Below are 16,042 nucleotides of genomic sequence, written 5' to 3' on the forward strand. Positions count from 1 at the left end.
CTGAGCGGTGAACGGTTCATCCATTGACGCTGCGCAGCATGTCCGCGTTCAGCGCCAGGCCGCGTAACCGCGGCGCAACGTTTAATCGCCCAAGCCCTCGGCGTGTTTTAAATATTTGGCGGAAAATCCATAATTTTCAGCCACTTGAAAACTTGGCACGACTCTCGCGTAGGTCCTCTCGCGCCGCTTCGACTGCCCCGAAGCGCACGCACTGAGTTCCCGCTTCGGAGTACGCCGTCATGTTCGCCATCCCCCGTCGGTTCGACCGCACCGCGTTGCAGCGGGCGATAAGCGCCGCTTTGCCCCGTGCCGTCGCGGCGCTGTTTGCGTTCGCCGGCCAGGTCCACGCCCAGGACGCCGCGCCGAACGCGAACCCGAGCGAGGACCCAAGCGTCGTGATCGCCCGCACCGTCCACCCGCGCATCGCCTACCGCGCGCTGCCGGCGCAGGACAATCCGGTACGCACCCAGGCCACGACGTTCCCGGCGCAGATCTTCCACGGCACCCTGGAACGCTCGCTCGCACCGTTGATCGGCGACGCCGAACTCGATCAGCACGGCTCGGCCGGCCTGAGTCCGGCGACGGCCGCGCAGGCGCTGACCGGCCTGCTGGTGCCGGCCGATGCGATGGGCGCGGCCAATCCGAAGGCGATGCTCGGCGGTTCCGCCGCGGCGCCGCCGATGGGTCCGACCATGAGCGTCGGCGGCGCGGTGAAAAGCGCCACCGCCGGGATCGGCGATCTTGTCACCGGCAGCGTCATGCAGGCCCTGGCGCCGCAAGTCGCGCCGACGCAGGGGCCGGGTCGATGAGCGCGCGGCTGCGTCCACAGCGGCTGACGCCGTTCGGCTTGGCGGCGTGCCTGTTGGCGACCGCGATCTGCAGCGACGCGCGCGCCGCCGAGCCGACCGCGCCCGCAGGCAGCGACCGCGCCCGCATCGCCGATGCCGCCCGCGGCCTCGACGGCCGCGCCGCGATCAACCAGACCGCCGGCGTCGGCAACGCCCAAGCCAATCTCGCCGCGTTCGCGCTCTCGCCCGATGGCCTCGCGCTGGCATCGCTGCATGCCGACCAGCGCATCGGCGAGACCGACATCGATATCGATGCTGACGCCGCACGCATCGCCTCCGGCCGCGCCGCATCCGCGCGCATCGACGCGCACGCCTTCGCCGACAGTCGCGGCCTGCTGCAGTTGAACCAGAGCGCGGGCACCGGCAATCGCCAACTCAATGCGTTCGCGCTGAGCAACGGCCGCATCGCGACCGGCGTCGTGGCCGCCGGACTCGACGATGCCGCGCTGGCGTCGGTGGCCGGCGCGACCGCCGCCGACGCCTACGGCGCAAACGCCGCGCCGAGCCTGCGCGAAGCGGTCATCGCCGACGACGCCTTCCGCGGCGGCCAGGGCGTGCTGCAACTCAATCAGACGGCGGGGACCGGCAATACCTCGGTCAACGCCATCGTGCTCCAACTGCCCGGGGGCGTTCCATAGAAAAAACGGCAGACCGCAAGGCCCTAACCACCACTACCAGGAGTCCGACCCATGAACGTTCAATTCACTCTGCTGGCCCTCGCCCTGAGTCTGGCCATCGCCGCGCCGGCCTACGCCGAAGGCGACGATGCGCAGATCCACAGCACGACCCGCATCGGCAACAGCATCGACGTGTCCGGCAAGGTGCATGTGAAAGGCAAGATCCGCGTCGCGTCCGAATCGGCGGCGACCGTCGACCAGGATCAGATCACCGACAGCAACGAGTCCTGGGGCGACGGCGACCACACCGCGCATCTGGGCGGCAACGCGCTGTCGGATGCGCAGGGCAACATCGGCGCCAACCTCGCCGCCGGCGTGGGCAACGCGCAGGCCAACGACACCGCGCTGTCGGCGGTCGACGGCGAGAAGGTGTTCGCCTCGGCGATGACCTTCAACAGCCAGGGTTCGAGCTACAACTACGCGTACTCCTCGCAGCAGGACACCGAATACCGCGCGACCCTCAACGGCGACGCGCTGTCCGACGCCAAGGGCAACATCGGCGTCAACGTCGCCGCCGGCGTCGGCAACGCGCAGAGCAATGCGATGGCCGCCTCGGTCAACAGCTCCGGCACGATCGCCAAGGCCGCCTCCGACAGCGAACAGGATGCGTGGTTGAACGAACTGGCCGCCAATTGCGACCTCGACACCTTCGCCACCCTGACCGGCAATGCCCTGTCCGGCGCGCAGGGCAACATCGGCGCGAACGTCGCCGCCGGTGTCGGCAACCTGCAGCACAACGGCCTGTCGATCGCCACCGCGTCGTGCGGCAGCTGCCAGTGATGCGTGCGCGGCCGCGGCCCGTGCCGCGGCCGCGAACGGTCCGCATTCCATCGACTTACCTCCGGAGAACGCACATGAAACTGCACACCACGTTGCTGGCGATCGCGCTGGCCTCGGGCATCGCCCTGCCGGCCCTGGCCGAAGGCGACGATGCCGTCATCGACAGTTCCACCTTCATCGCCAACCAGATCGATGTATCGGGTCGGGTCAAGGTCCGCGGCAAGATCCGGGTCGCGTCCGAATCGGCGGCGACCGTCGATCAGGACCAGACCACCTTGCTCAACAGCTCGCTCGGCGACGGCGATCACGACGCGCACCTGGGCGGCGATGCGCTGTCGGATGCGCAAGGCAACATCGGCGCCAACGTCGCGGCCGGCGTCGGCAATGCCCAGGCCAACGACACCGCGCTGTCGGCGGTGGACGGCGAAAAAGTGTTCGCCTCGGCGATGGTGTTCGGCCGCCAGGTCAGCCTGGGCAACTACGCCACCACCAACACCGACAACACGTATTACGACGCCACCCTCGACGGCAACGCACTGTCCAACGCCAAGGGCAACCTCGGCGTCAACGTCGCCGCCGGTGTCGGCAACGCGCAAGGCAACGGCATGGCCGCATCGGTCAACAGCTCCGGCCGCCTGGCCATCGCGACCGCCGACAGCGAACAACTGGCGATCTCGAACCTGCTCGACAGCGACGGCCGTCGCCTGAGCCTGGACCTGTACGCCTCGCTCGACGGCAACGCGCTGTCCGGCGCGCAGGGCAACATCGGCGTCAACGTCGCCTCCGGCGTCGGCAACCTGCAACACAACGGCCTGTCGATCGCGACCGCGTCGTGCGGCGCCTGCGCGCCGCCACCGCCGCCGCCGCCGACCTGCGGCAGCGGCTGCGGCGATTGAGCCTGGCTGCACCGCAACCGCCACGGTGGCCGCGACGCGGCCACCGTGGTTCCCGCTTCGATCGCGCAACGTCCAGGTGCCTTGCCGCCATGACCGTACATCGAGCCTCGCTGATCGCCATCGCGACCCTCGTCGCGCTGCACTGCGGCGCCGTTCGCGCGCAGCGTGCGGACGACAGCCGCGGCACGGTCGACCTGACCCGCCTGACCGGCAACGGCGGCATGCCGGTGCTCAAACCGATGCGCACGCTGCGCGATCTGCGTTACCGCGAACTGCTGCGCCAGCGCTACGACTTCAGCTGCGGCTCGGCGGCGTTGGCGAGCGTGCTGCATTACGGCTACGGCCTGGACGTCAGCGAGCCGGAGCTGATCAAGAAGATGATGGTCGGAGTCGATCCCAAGGAAGTGGTGCGCAACGGCTTTTCGATGCTCGACATGAAACGCTACGTCGAGAGCATCGGCATGCGCGCGCACGGCTTCCGCATCGACGCCGACGCCTTGTACCGCCTGCAGATGCCGGTGATCGCGCTGCTCGATCTCAAGGGCTATCGCCATTTCGTCGTGGTCAAGGGCGCGGCCGGCGGGCGGGTGTTCCTCGCCGATCCCGCGCTCGGCCACCGGGTCATGCAGGAAGCCGATTTCGTGCGCGGCTGGAACGGCATCGTGCTGGCCGTGGTCGGCGATCAACCGATGCGCGCCGATTCCTATCTGGTCACCAGCCGCAGCTCGCCCGCGCTGCAGCGACGCGTGGACGCGCTCGATCGCGTCACCGCGCCGCCGCGCGTGGTCGAGTTCGGGCTGGTGATCACCGATCTTTTTTGACGTCGTTTCGCACGTTTCGAGGTGTCCGATGAACGGTCCACTACTCCCCCCGACGCTGTTCTCGGCCCTCTTGGCAGCGGCGGCCGCGTTGCAACCCGCGGCCGCCCTGCCTCCTTCGAAAGCACAGGCGTTGACGGCGTACATCGTCGACGACGCCACCCTGGCCACGATCAGCGGCAAATACTTCGGCGCGCAGATGCTGGTCGGCCTGCGCGTGGACCTGGTGTCCAGCCTCGACACGCCGCAGCAGGGCAGCACCTTCGCCAGCGGCGCGTTGCTGGTCGAGCGTCGCGGCGGCGGCTTCGAGGTGCAGGTCGACGCGCGCAGCGGAGCCGACGCGGGCAACGCGACGCTCGCCGCGGGCGCGGCCGGCGCGAACGCGAGCGGCGCCGAATCGGTGCAGGTGCGCGGCATCGGCCAGATCGCGCAGATCGCCGGCGACGGCAATCGTCTGCGCAACCTGACCTCGATCGCATTCGTCGATCGCGCCGATGCCGCCGGCTTCAACGGCCAATCGCACAGCCAAGCCAGCGCCGGCGCGATGAGCGCGCGGGTGACCTTCCTCGACGGCGGCGCGCGCATCGCCGTCGACGGCCCCGGCGCATCGCTGCAACAACGCCTGGATGCAGGCGCCGTCGGCGGCATCGCCCAGCTCGGCCGCATCGCCGGCAACGGCGTGGACGCGAGCAACCGCATGCAGCTGCAGATCGTGACCTCGGCGATCACTCCGGAACTGAGCCGGCAACTCGGCCTGCAGCAGGCCCTGGACGGCCTGCGCGCAGTGCCGCGCTGATCGTCTTCCCTCCCTCTTGTCACGGACGCCGAGACCATGCGCCCTCTACTCGCTCCCCTGTCCGTCGCCCTCGCGCTCGCCCTAAGCGCGCCGGCCCATGCCGACGAAGCCGCCACCGATTTCAAGTCGCTGCACCAGCGCATGCTCGACATGAGCGACGAACTGGCCGCGCAGAAAGCCGAGATCCAGCGGCTGCGCGGCCAGGTCGACGAGCTCGAACTGAGCCAGCGCGGACGCGGCCTGAGCGGCGCGCCACCGTCGCTCGCGCAGCAAAGCGAGGCCACCGACAACGCGCGCGATGTGGCCGAACAGGCGCAACGCAAGGCCTCGGCGAGCGCCGCGCGCGACGGCGAGGACGACGCGCCGGTGCAGGTCGGCCAGACCCAGCGCGCCGAGGACGCCCAGCGCCGCGAACAGGAAAAGGCCCTGGTCGTGCGCGAACACGCGCCGCTGTTCGAACGCAAGTTCACCCTCGACACCGGTTTGAGCTACAGCTATTACGACCGCCGGCAACTGGCGTTGAGCGGCTTCCTGGCGCTGGACGCGATCTTCCTGGGCAGCATCAACCTGGACCAGACCAAGGCCAGCGTCGGCACCTTCGAACTCAGCGGCCGCTACGGCCTCAGCGACCGGCTCAGCATCGAAGCCAGCCTGCCTTACGTGTACCGCGACTCGCGTTTCGTCAGCGGCGGCGCCGGCGGCGCGTCCAGCGTGGTCAGCGAAGTGCGGATGCGCTCGCAGGGCATCGGCGACGCCAGCATCGCCGCGTACTACCAATGGGTGAAGGAATCGCAGCGCTGGCCCGACATCGTCACCAGCGTGCGCGTGCGCGCGCCGACCGGGCGCGACCCGTTCGGCCTGAAACTGATCCAGCCCGACGGCGACAACAACAACCTCAACATCCCCGAGGACCTGCCGACCGGTTCGGGCGTCTGGGCCGCGACCGTCAACGTATCGGCGCTGCGCACCTACGATCCGGTGATCCTGTTCGGCAACCTGGGCTACACCTACAACCAGCCGACGAATTTCGACGACATCTCGCCGGTGGCCGAACAGGTGTCGCCGGCGCGGGTCGAACTGGGCAACAGCATCCAGCTCAGCGGCGGCCTGGCGATCGCGCTCAACGATCGTTCCGCGGTGAGTTTCGCCGTCGCCACCGCCGTCACCGGCGCCACCCACCTGACCGCGCCGGGCGGCGAAAAACGTCGCGTGCCGGGCAGCTCCAGCAACTCGACCACGCTCAACATCGGCGCGAGCTACGTGCTGCCTTCGGGCTGGACGCTCAACGGACAACTCGCCGCGGGGCTGACGCCGGACGCGCCCAACTTCGTGTTTTCGATGCGGGGCTCGCGCTCGTTTTGAGTCTGCGCGGCCGCGGCCGCGCCGTTTGCCAGCAGCGGCGCGAGCTGGTCGAGCACTGCGCTCATCGCGGCCTGCAATTGCGCGAGCCGCGCGTCCGCTTCGTCGCAGCGTTGGCGCATGCAGGCCCGATACAGCGCGGGCGTGTCGATGTTCTCGAAACGGCAATCGAGCGTTTGCGCGGTATCGAACAGGCCGAGCTCGCGGTTCGAGTAGGCCTCGGCGTGGATCAACGCGTTGCGGATCGTCCGGTAGTGCTCGCCCAGGCCGTGGACGGTCGCGACCGAGGCGTGCAGCCCGGGATGATGAAGCCGCACGTATTGGTCTACATGGCGATTGCCCGACGACAAATCGTAGCGTCTTGGATCCAGCCGCAAGGCGGCGCCGATCAGTCGATAAACCCGGTCGACGGCGCCGATCGCGCGAAGTACGAAATTCTCGTAGTGGTAGCGGTGCAGCGCCGCCGCCGATTCGGCTTGCGCGGACAGTTCATGCAGATACCTCGATGCGATGTGCAGCGAAGCCAGGGCGTCGTCCACCGCGGCCACTCGTTCCATGATCGCGGCGGCGTGGAGCGATGCCTCGGACGCCTTGAACTGCCTGTGCCCGGATTGAACCGCGCTCATTCCGCACTGCGCATATGCTTTAAACTGCCCAAGCAGCGTTTTCAGCGCGGGATGATCGATCAACGTCGGCGATGTTCGCCGCGCGGCGGGATCGGTCGATCCGGCATCGCGTGCAGGTGTTTGCGCTTGAGTTCGAGTCATGGACGGATCGTGAACCCGGGTCGACGGCCCTGCAGGGCAGGGGGTTGCCCGGCCGCATAAAACGGCGACGATCGAGCGCGCGACCGTCGCTGCATACGCAACGGCCGCGCCTTGCCGCGCAGGCATCAAACCTGCGCCCACCGGTCCTTGATCTCCTCGCACGCCGCGCCCAGATCGCCGAGCCGGCGCTTGTTGGCCTTCGGCGCGCTCAGGATGCTGCGGGTGGCGATATCGACGACGTAGCAGCGATCGGGATTGACCGTACCGGGGGACGACAGGTTCTGCTCCAGGTGCGCGCGCAGCGCGGTCGCGACGTAGGCGGCGCTGCGGCCATCCAATGGCTGGGTGCGGGAGAAGTGCAGCTTGACGCAGCCGACGACCTCCTGCGTCGCCGGGTCCAGCAACAAGGCCTCCGGACGCATCACCACCTTGACCCCGGCCAGTTCGAGCCCGTCGCTGGAAAAGGTGTCCACGCGCACCGCGGTCAGCGCGCCGACCTTCATGTCCTCGCAGATATCCAGGAACGCGGTGATCGCATGCGCCGAATGGATCCGGTCCTGGACCGCGAAGTCGCCGCCCTCGGTGTTCTCGCGCAGCGCTTCGGCGGCGGTCAGCGCGGCGGTGTCGTCGACCATGTTCGAGGCGATGTGCTCGGCGATCACTTCGCGCGCGTCGCGGTAGCGGGTGGATTTGAACAGCGGCGGGTTTTTCTGATCCCTGACGATCTGCCGCCGACGCGTCGGCGTGGCCATCATGTATTCGCCGAGTTGGTTGACCGAAATCCTTGGCTTCATCCCCTGACTCCCCGTCTTGGTTAGTCCGGAAATTGTGCGTGATCGGCGTCACACAGCCTGAGATTCCTCGTCGGCTTCGTCCTCGCTGCCGCGCATGCCCAGGCGCTGCATCAGCCGGTACAAGGTCACCCGCGACACGCCCAGTTCGCGCGCCGATTCGCCCAGGCGCCGGCGGTTGCGGTGCAGGGCGCGTTCGATCGCTTCGCGGGTGGCGGCGTCGCGGGCTTCTTCCAGGGTGACCGGCAGGCCGTCGCCGGCGTCGTCGATGTGCAGGTCGGCGGCGGTGATGTAGCGGCCTTCGGCCATGATCACCGCCTGGCGCACGCGGTTGATCAGTTCGCGCACGTTGCCTGGCCACGGGTGGCGGTGCAGGGCCTGACGCGCGCACGGCGAAAAGCCCTTGATCCCGCGCGAGGTTTCCTGGGCGTAGCGCTGCAGGGCGTGGTCGGCGATCAGGTCGATGTCGCCGCCGCGGTCGCGCAGCGGCGGTTGTTCCAGGCGCAGCACGCACAGGCGATGGAACAGGTCGGCGCGAAAGCGCCCGGCGGCGATGGCGTCGTCGAGGTCGTGGTGGGTGGCCGAGACGATGCGCACGTCGACCGGGATCTGTTCGTGGCCGCCCAGGCGCTCGATCGAACCTTGCTGCAGGAAACGCAGCAGCGAGGCCTGGCTGTCCATCGGCAGGTCGCCGATCTCGTCGAGGAACAAGGTGCCGCCGTTGGCCATCTCGATGCGGCCGAGCTTGCGCTGCTGCGCGCCGGTGAAGGCGCCGCGTTCGTAGCCGAACAGTTCGGACTGGACCAGGTTGTGCGGGATCGAGCCGCAGTTGATCGCGACGAAGGGATGGCGCTGGCGATGCGAGTGGCGATGCACCGCCATCGCGGCCAGTTCCTTGCCGGTGCCGGTCTCGCCGGCGATGAACACCGGCGCGTCGGTCGCGGCGGCCTTGTGCAGGCCGCGGCACAGGCTGCGGATGGGCTGGCTCTCGCCGATCATGCCGTCCACGCCGCCGGCGCCGATGCTGTCGGCGTCGTGGCCGCAGGCCAGCGCGGCCATGCCGTAGGCGTGGCCGATCACCGTGTGCAGCACCGCTTCCGGGCACGGCAGGGTGACGTAGTCGTAGCAGTAGTCGCGGATCAGCCGGCGCGCGTGTTCGTCGTCGAGCTGGGCCGCGGCGATGCCGGCGATCCAGCCGGCGTTCTGGGTGGCCAGGGCCGGGCCGAGTTCGTCCAGGTCGCGGGCGTCGAAGCCCTCGCGCAGGTCGATCAGCACCGCGTGCGGCAGCTGCGGCTGGGACTGCAGCATGCGCAGGGCGGTGCGGGCGTCGGCGGCGCGGCGCAGGGTCCAGCCCAGGGTCTGCAGCGGCGCCAGCGCATGCATGCGGCCGGCCCCGCCAGGGCTGAGGTAGATCAGCTCGCGCGCGCCGTCGCCGCGCGAGGCGATCGAGCGCGCGGCGGCGTGACGGTTGGTGGTGCGACGACTCCCCAAGTCGCCCCGAGTGGTGTTGGACATCGAAGCTTCCCCGCCGGCGCAAATGCACCGGCACCTGCAAGTCCTTAGGCAAACGCGGGGCGCGGCAAAAGCCGGTCATCGAAGGCCGCTGCGGCGGGCGCGGCGCGTTTAGGCGATCTCGGCCGGGTTTGGGACGAATCGAGCGTATGGGGAGGACGGGTGGCTTTGGTGTGCCTGCCGGCCGGGCCTGCGCCGCGGGTCGCAGGTGCGACGCCGGGCCGTCGCGGCCCGGTGTCGCGCGACGCGCGAGCGGGCTCAGCCCTGCTCGGCGTCGTACTCGTGGTGGTAACGCACCGCGGTTTCGACTTCGCTCTTGCTGCCCAGGAACACCGGCACGCGCATGTGCAGGCCGGTCGGTTCGACCTCGAGCATGCGCTGGCGGCCGGTGCTGGCCGCGCCGCCGGCCTGTTCGACCAGGAACGCCATCGGGTTGGCCTCGTACATCAGCCGCAGCTTGCCGCCCTGGGCGGCGCACTTGGCGTCGAGCGGATAGCTGAAGATGCCGCCGCGGGTCAGGATGCGGTGCACGTCGGCGACCATCGAGGCCACCCAGCGCATGTTGAAGTCCTTGCCGCGCGGGCCTTCCTTGCCGGCCAGCAGATCGCCCACGTAGGCCTGCATCGGCGGCTGCCAGTGGCGCTGGTTGGACATGTTGACCGCGAATTCCTTGGTGTCTTCGGGGATCTGCATGCCGCGGGTGGTCATTACGAAGCTGCCGACTTCGCGGTCCAGGGTGAACGAGTGGGTGCCGTTGCCGATGGTCAGCACCAGCATCGTGCTCGGGCCGTAGGTGGTGTAGCCGGCGCAGACCTGTTCGCTGCCGGGCTGCAGGAAGTCCTTGTCGGCGGCCTGGGTGACGCCGTCGGGGCAGCGCAGCACCGAGAAGATCGTGCCGACCGAGATGTTGACGTCGATGTTGCTGGAGCCGTCGAGCGGATCGAACAGCAGCAGGTAGTTGCCGCGCGGGTAGACGTCGGGGATCGGGTGCGAGGTGTCCATTTCCTCCGAGGCCAGGCCGGCGAGGTGGCCGCCCCACGCGTTGGCTTCGAGCAGGATCTCGTTGCTGAGCACGTCGAGCTTCTTCTGCGCCTCGCCCTGGATGTTCATGCTCGCTTCGCCGGGCGTGCCGGCCTCGCCGAGCACGCCGCCCAGCGCGCCTTTGCCGACCGCGATCGAGATGGTCTTGCAGGCGCGGGCGACCACTTCGATCAGCAGGCGCAGGTCGGGGTTGATGCGCCCGGCGCGCTGTTCTTCGATCAGGTAACGGGTCAGGGAGATGGGGCTGGTGCTGGGATTGAGAGCGGCGGACATGGCTCGGGGCGGTGGCGGCGAGGGCCGTCATTGTCGCCGATGCGGATGACCGGCCGGGTGGCCGCCGCGCGACGCGTTCAGTTTTTGCGGGCGTGCGGGCGTGCGGGCGAGGCCGGACGGGCCGGCGTGTACACGCGGCATCCAGCGGCCGCCGTGGCGGCGCCGGGCGGACGAACGCATCGACCCGCGCCTTGCCGCCTCGCCAGGGCGGCATCGTGCGGTGGCTACGTCGGCCGCAAGCCCGGAGGTTGGGATGTCCCGAGGTCGCGGGCTTTACCCTGGCCTTGGCGGTGTGCTGACCGCGGTGTGTCCACTAGGGCATGCCCCAGACTGTGTTTGTCTTGCGCGAACGGCAATCATGGACGACGAGACGACCGACCTCGTGGAGATCGGCCTCGTCATTGGTTTTGCCAAACGACCGATCAAAGGAAGATCTCGCCATGCATAAATGGATATTCGTTGCCGTATCGATGCTCGTCGCAGGAAATGCTTTCGCTGCGGCAGCGTCCGCCAGCCAGGCCGCTGGCGCCGGGCTGGCCCCCACCGAATTGACGGCCTGGCCGAGAATGCGGGCGACCGATTTTGGCTGCATGCTCGAAAAGCGTTTCGGGGTGCAGGACAAGAAGTTCGGTTGCGCCGCCGATTTCGACCGCATCGATTGGGGCGACGGTTGCGATGGCGGCGGCAATTATCATGCCGGGCCGGAGCTGCCGGCCCGCGTCGCCAAGACCCTGCCGGCGCCGATCAAGTCAGTGGAAACGGTCTGGGAGCACGGCGAAGCGCAATACGTGTCGATCGATTTCGATCCGGGTACGAGCAAGCATGCGATCGAGGTTCTGATGGGACTGGATGCGGGTGAACGGCGGCCCGCCAACGTCATGAACGTGAGCATCACCGAATGCCCGGGCGACACGAACTGCACGCCGAACCTGCTCATGCTTGGATTCGATCACATGGGCGCCGGCGATCTTGAATGCGACAAATTGCCGGTCAAGAAGAAGCGGTAATCACCCCTCCATTCGCACCTCGCCATCGCAGGCGCCGGTCGTGCTGTCGCGATGCTCCGGTAATCGGAGCCTCGTGATTGCAAACACGACCTGGTCAGGTCGGCACGCCGCGGCGGATGTATCGATGGCCGCGGTCGTCTCCGCTGCTATCCTGCGGCCATCGAACCGCGCAGGCCCCGCGGAACCTTGGACGTATGAAACTGGCGGAGTACAACCGGCTAAGGGCGCCCACCGATTCCGGTCCGCTGCTTGCCTGGATCGCGGTTTTCGTCGCCCTGCTGGGTAGCCTCGCGCAGTCGACCGTGGTCGTCGTCGCTTCAATCGCCATCGCGATCTTCATTGTGGTGGCTGTGAGCGTGCGCTCCGTTCGGCGGCTCAACAGCGCCGATCAATTCCGCTGCCCCTGCTGCGGCAACACGCCGCACCAGTGGGTGGCCCCCGACCCGTCCGACGACAGGGTATGCACCAACTATCAGACCGATTTCTGTCTTCACTGCCGACTGGATCTGCGCCGGCCCGAAGACGGCAATGCATGACCGTCGATTCGATGGCCGGCGATTGATCGCCCAGGCCGCATCGAACGCCCCGTTCGTCTCGCCGCCGGATTAACCGGCATGCCGATCGTGGCGCGCCACGATCGGCACACATGAAGGATGCGCCGGGCCGAACAAGTCAGCCCCGACGCACGTTATCCGAGTCGATGGGTCGTAAGCCTGGATCCCGACGGGGTGCTTCGCGCTCAGTTATTCGGCGCGGCGGTGGCGTCGTCCGCATCGGTGCGGGGATGGTCGGCCAACTGGATCGAATCGGCTTCGCGGCGCAGATGGCGCTCGGTCACGCCGAAGCTCTGGGCGACTTCGCGCTGGCTGCGCCCGGCGCGGACCGCGGCGCGGATCGCGACCCGGCGCAGGCCGACGAACACGCCCCAGGCCGAGGGGATCTCGATCGTGCCGGCGGCGCTGGCGCGGTCGAGCAGGCGCCGGTGGGTCGGCGCGTCCAGGGCCACGCCCAGGCGCACCGAGCACGCGGTGCGGCCGCGCGGCAGGTACAGCCGGCGGCCGCCGTGGCGGCGCACCAGCCGCAGCATCGAGGCGAACCCGCCGAGCGCGGCGACCTCGGCGGCGACCCACGGCAGCGCGGCGAGCACGGCGATGCGGTGGTCCTCGCAGAACCGGCACAGCGATTCGAAATCGCTCGAATCCGGCGCCGGCAGTCCGGCGAAGTAAGGGTGGGCGATGACGGGCGCCTCGCCGGCGTCGGTACGCGTGCTGGGGGGATGAGTCATGCCGGTGAGAACGCGATGCCGGGGTGGTCGTGAATGGGCGCGCGGTCGCGCCGTTCGTTCGGCGCGGCCTGGTTCGATCCGATCGCGATCGCGGTCGCGCGCTCGATGGCGGGCGACGTCGGTCGAACGACGATGGCGCGAATACGACGACCGCATCGCGACGCCGCATCGCGACCGCCGGCCGAACGCGCCGTCGCGAGGCATTCGATACCCGCGCCGAGCGTTCGAACGCGCCGGCGATGCGCACGGCCCGCACTCGCCGCCGCGCGCGCATCCACGCCAGCCGCGGCCGGATTCACGGAGCGCCTCGCAGGGCGTTTTTCCAGGCAACCCGCGCATCCGATCCGTCGGGCCGACCGGCTCGCAGCGCGCGCCGGTCCCGCCTCCTCTTTCCGCCACCTCACCGGAGTTCGCCATGAACCACATCGCTTCGCGCCGCGCCCCCGCCGCCCGCCGCTTCCTCGCCGCGCTCGCCGTTCCGCTGGCCCTGTGCGCCGCGCCGGCGTTCGCGCAGGTCGCCTGCACCAATATCAACACGGTGCAGATTTCGTCCTCGCCGCTGATGAACAACCAATACGGCGGTCACCTCAACGCGCACATCCGCGGCCAGGTCCCGCCGCAGGGTTTCACTCAGAACAACCGCACCTTGTTCCGCGACGCGCAGGACTGGACCGAGGCCTACAACACCTTGGCCGCGCAGAACCCGCCGCTGTACTGCGCGCAGAACCCGCAGCCCAACGCCGAGGCCGCGCGCGATCTGCCGATCCAGTTCTTCTCCTACCAATGCACCGCCGCCAACGCCGCCGGCGTATGCACCGCCGGCCGTGAAATCCAGACCAACACCGTGCGCGTGGTCATGCGTTTCATCGATCGGCGCTGGGTGCTCTACACCGCGTATCCGATTCCGCGCTGAGCCTCGCTCGCGGTCCGGCGTTCGACCACCGACCCGCGCGCGGCGACCTGCCGCGCGCGCCCGGATCGGCACCGCAGGCCCACGCCCGGCGCGAATCCACCCGCGCCGGCAACGGCCGCCGCGCGGGCAGGCGCTACCATGCACGCACCCGAGCTTTCGCCGATCGTGTGCCCGAGTCCGCGCCCCGCCGCAAGATCCTGCATGTCGACATGGACGCGTTCTACGCGTCGGTGGAGCAGCGCGACGCGCCCGAACTGCGCGGCCAGCCGGTGGTGGTGGCCTGGCGCGGCGCGCGCTCGGTGGTGTGCGCGGCCAGCTACGAGGCGCGCAAGTTCGGCGTGCGTTCGGCGATGCCGGCGGTGCGCGCCGAGCGGCTGTGCCCGCATGCGGTGTTCGTGCCGCCGGACTTCGTGCGCTACAAGGCGGTCTCGCGCCAGGTGCGCGAAATCTTCGCCCGCCACACCGACTTGATCGAGCCGTTGTCGCTGGACGAGGCGTATCTGGACGTCACCACGACCAAGACCGGATTGCCGTCGGCGACCGCGACCGCCGAAGCGATCCGCGACGCGATCCGCGAGGAAACCCGGCTGACCGCGTCGGCCGGGGTGGCGCCGAACAAGTTTGTGGCCAAGATCGCTTCGGACTGGAACAAGCCCGACGGCCTGTTCGTGGTCAAGCCGCATCAGGTCGAGGCGTTCCTGGCGCCGCTGCCGGTCGGGCGCCTGCCCGGCGTGGGCAAGGTCATGGAAGCCAAGCTGGCCGAATTGGGCGTGGGCGTGGTCGCCGACCTGCGCGCGCTCGGCGCGCTCGCGCTGGAGCAGCGCTTCGGCCGCTGGGGCCGGCGCCTGCACGAACTGGCGCACGGCATCGACGAGCATCCGGTCGAGCCGGAGCGGCCGACCCTGCAGATTTCCTCGGAAGACACCTTCGAGAAGGATTTGCCGTTGCAGCAGGTCGAGACCGACATCCGCCGCCTAGCCGGCAAGACCTGGGCCGGGTATCAGCGCGAACTGCAGCGCAACCCGGGGCGGATCGCGCGCACGGTGGTGCTCAAGCTCAAGACCTCGGACTTCCGCATCCTGACCCGCAGCCTGACCGCGCCGCACCCGCCGAGCGGCGAAGCCGAACTGGCCGACATCGCCAGCGGCCTGCGCGCGCGGGTCGAATTGCCGGCGCAGACCTTGTATCGGTTGGTCGGCGTGGGTTTGTCGGGGTTCGTCGATGAAGACGAGGATGCCGCGGTGTTGCAAAGCGATCTGTTCGACGACGACAGCGACATCGACGCGTTGTGATCTTGACGCACGGTGCACTGTGCGCAACGGGAGGGTAGGCGCGGCGCAAGCCGCGACTGCGACCTCTCGGCAACGATGCATGCGCGGTTTCGCGGTCGCGGCTCGCGCCGCTCCTACATGGAGAACCGACAGATCTTGTTGGATGAGGAAAGCGACATCGACGATCGGCAACGCCAGATGCCGGGAATACCGCCGAAAGCGACTGTAGGAGCGCCGCAAGTCGCGACCGCGACCTCTCGGCAATGACGTATGCGCGGTAGCGCGGTCGCGGCTCGCGCCCCTCCTACAGGGGCGCATCGATGAATCGATGTGCGTGGCGTAGCGATGGGCCGCACCGTTAATGCCAGCGATGCGAAAACCGCCGCCGATCAAGCGTCGACGACGTCGCTCTCCATCCGCATCACATACCGCACCGCCTCGATCCGCACCGCACGCAGCGGCGCGTCGAGCTCGCGCGCGGCTTCGCTCCAGGCCGGCGACTGGCATTGCAGGTTCAAGCAGCCGAAGCGCTGGGCGGCGTCGAGCGCGCAACGCAGCAGCTCGGTCTCCACGCCGCGATCGCGGCCGGGCGCGCGCAGGTAGGGCTCGTCCAGATGCAGGCAGTAGGCGCGTTCGAGCATCGAGAAGCCGGCGGTCGCGCTGGCGTAACCCACCACCGCGCCGTCGATTTCGGCGATCCAGGCCCAGGCGCCGAACGGCGGCTCGAACAGCACCTCCAGCAGCTCCAGCGGCTGCGCGCGCGGCGGGCCGTAGGGACGGCGTTCGAGTGCGCGGCTGTCGGCATGCTCGTCGCACAGGGCGATCAGGAGCGGCGCATCGGCGCGGACGACGGGACGCACCACCAGGCCGGGGACGGGCATGGCGACGGCGGCGGGGCTTACGGATACGGCGAGCGGGGCATTCATCGCGGAGGTCCGGGGCAGGGGAGGAAAGGGATGCGGTGCGGCGGACCGGCGCGGTGACTTCGTCGAGCGCCGATACGGTCGC

At 69.0% G+C, this 16,042-nt stretch carries 18 protein-coding genes; 11 read left to right on the plus strand and 7 right to left on the minus strand.

What is annotated here, in order from left to right; genetic code table 11:
- The first annotated feature begins 239 nt into the window (after positions 1–239).
- The 7 genes from KME82_RS00160 to KME82_RS00190 all read left to right on the plus strand — a co-directional run bounded on the left by KME82_RS00160 (position 240) and on the right by KME82_RS00190 (position 6,177).
- The gene (locus KME82_RS00160) at positions 240–809 is read left to right on the plus strand and encodes a hypothetical protein (protein ID WP_215496731.1); all 570 of its coding nucleotides are present in this window, start codon (positions 240–242) and stop codon (positions 807–809) included.
- Positions 806–1,486, plus strand: coding sequence for a hypothetical protein (locus tag KME82_RS00165; RefSeq protein WP_215496732.1), 681 nt, complete (start codon positions 806–808; stop codon positions 1,484–1,486). The genes KME82_RS00160 and KME82_RS00165 overlap by 4 nt, the downstream gene beginning before the upstream one ends.
- A gap of 51 nt (positions 1,487–1,537) precedes the next feature.
- Entirely contained in the window at positions 1,538–2,305 is a 768-nt protein-coding gene (locus KME82_RS00170; RefSeq protein WP_215496733.1) for a hypothetical protein, read from the plus strand.
- 74 nt (positions 2,306–2,379) lie between these two features.
- Positions 2,380–3,201, plus strand: a complete 822-nt coding sequence (locus KME82_RS00175) for a hypothetical protein (protein ID WP_215496734.1) — start codon at positions 2,380–2,382, stop codon at positions 3,199–3,201.
- Between the two features lie 89 nt (positions 3,202–3,290).
- Complete coding sequence (locus tag KME82_RS00180; protein ID WP_215496735.1) at positions 3,291–4,022, plus strand: C39 family peptidase; 732 nt, start codon at positions 3,291–3,293, stop codon at positions 4,020–4,022.
- A 130-nt stretch (positions 4,023–4,152) separates the two neighbouring features.
- The gene (locus KME82_RS00185) at positions 4,153–4,815 is read left to right on the plus strand and encodes a hypothetical protein (protein WP_215496736.1); all 663 of its coding nucleotides are present in this window, start codon (positions 4,153–4,155) and stop codon (positions 4,813–4,815) included.
- A 36-nt stretch (positions 4,816–4,851) separates the two neighbouring features.
- Complete coding sequence (locus tag KME82_RS00190) at positions 4,852–6,177, plus strand: transporter (protein ID WP_215496737.1); 1,326 nt, start codon at positions 4,852–4,854, stop codon at positions 6,175–6,177.
- Here KME82_RS00190 and KME82_RS00195 read toward each other — a convergent pair.
- The 4 genes from KME82_RS00195 to KME82_RS00210 form a co-directional block, all read right to left on the minus strand.
- Positions 6,072–7,082, minus strand: a complete 1,011-nt coding sequence (locus KME82_RS00195) for a Cthe_2314 family HEPN domain-containing protein (protein ID WP_215496738.1) — start codon at positions 7,080–7,082, stop codon at positions 6,072–6,074. The genes KME82_RS00190 and KME82_RS00195 overlap by 106 nt on opposite strands.
- A complete protein-coding gene (locus tag KME82_RS00200; protein WP_215496739.1) occupies positions 7,067–7,735 on the minus strand; it encodes a hypothetical protein in 669 nt (222 codons plus the stop codon). Before KME82_RS00200 ends, KME82_RS00195 begins: the two co-directional genes overlap by 16 nt.
- A 48-nt stretch (positions 7,736–7,783) precedes the next feature.
- A complete protein-coding gene (locus tag KME82_RS00205; RefSeq protein WP_215496740.1) occupies positions 7,784–9,247 on the minus strand; it encodes a sigma-54 dependent transcriptional regulator in 1,464 nt (487 codons plus the stop codon).
- 255 nt (positions 9,248–9,502) lie between these two features.
- Entirely contained in the window at positions 9,503–10,558 is a 1,056-nt protein-coding gene (locus KME82_RS00210) for a class 1 fructose-bisphosphatase (RefSeq protein ID WP_215496741.1), read from the minus strand.
- A 440-nt stretch (positions 10,559–10,998) separates the two neighbouring features.
- Here KME82_RS00210 and KME82_RS00215 point away from each other — a divergent pair, with 440 nt between their 5' ends.
- Together KME82_RS00215 and KME82_RS00220 are read left to right on the plus strand one after the other, a co-directional pair.
- Complete coding sequence (locus tag KME82_RS00215) at positions 10,999–11,565, plus strand: hypothetical protein (protein WP_215496742.1); 567 nt, start codon at positions 10,999–11,001, stop codon at positions 11,563–11,565.
- A 194-nt stretch (positions 11,566–11,759) separates the two neighbouring features.
- Entirely contained in the window at positions 11,760–12,101 is a 342-nt protein-coding gene (locus tag KME82_RS00220; protein WP_215496743.1) for a hypothetical protein, read from the plus strand.
- Between the two features lie 203 nt (positions 12,102–12,304).
- Here the strand turns inward: KME82_RS00220 and KME82_RS00225 are convergent, their stop codons facing one another.
- Together KME82_RS00225 and KME82_RS00230 are read right to left on the minus strand one after the other, a co-directional pair.
- Complete coding sequence (locus tag KME82_RS00225; protein WP_215496744.1) at positions 12,305–12,850, minus strand: hypothetical protein; 546 nt, start codon at positions 12,848–12,850, stop codon at positions 12,305–12,307.
- Positions 12,847–13,149 carry a hypothetical protein gene (locus KME82_RS00230; RefSeq protein WP_215496745.1) on the minus strand — a complete coding sequence of 101 codons (303 nt, stop codon included), beginning with the start codon at positions 13,147–13,149 and terminating at the stop codon, positions 12,847–12,849. Before KME82_RS00230 ends, KME82_RS00225 begins: the two co-directional genes overlap by 4 nt.
- Positions 13,150–13,265: 116 nt before the next feature.
- On the opposite strand from KME82_RS00230, the gene KME82_RS00235 reads away from it, so the two are divergent.
- Both KME82_RS00235 and dinB read left to right on the plus strand, forming a co-directional pair.
- A complete protein-coding gene (locus KME82_RS00235; RefSeq protein WP_215496746.1) occupies positions 13,266–13,763 on the plus strand; it encodes a hypothetical protein in 498 nt (165 codons plus the stop codon).
- A gap of 167 nt (positions 13,764–13,930) precedes the next feature.
- Positions 13,931–15,055, plus strand: coding sequence for a DNA polymerase IV (gene dinB / locus KME82_RS00240; RefSeq protein WP_286673196.1), 1,125 nt, complete (start codon positions 13,931–13,933; stop codon positions 15,053–15,055).
- A 368-nt stretch (positions 15,056–15,423) separates the two neighbouring features.
- Here dinB and KME82_RS00245 read toward each other — a convergent pair whose 3' ends face one another.
- On the minus strand, positions 15,424–15,960 hold the full coding sequence (locus KME82_RS00245) for a GNAT family N-acetyltransferase (RefSeq protein ID WP_215496748.1): 537 nt from the start codon (positions 15,958–15,960) through the stop codon (positions 15,424–15,426).
- Positions 15,961–16,042: the final 82 nt, after the last annotated feature.

The organism is Lysobacter capsici (assembly GCF_018732085.1).
Taxonomy (GTDB): Bacteria; Pseudomonadota; Gammaproteobacteria; order Xanthomonadales; family Xanthomonadaceae; genus Lysobacter; species Lysobacter capsici_A.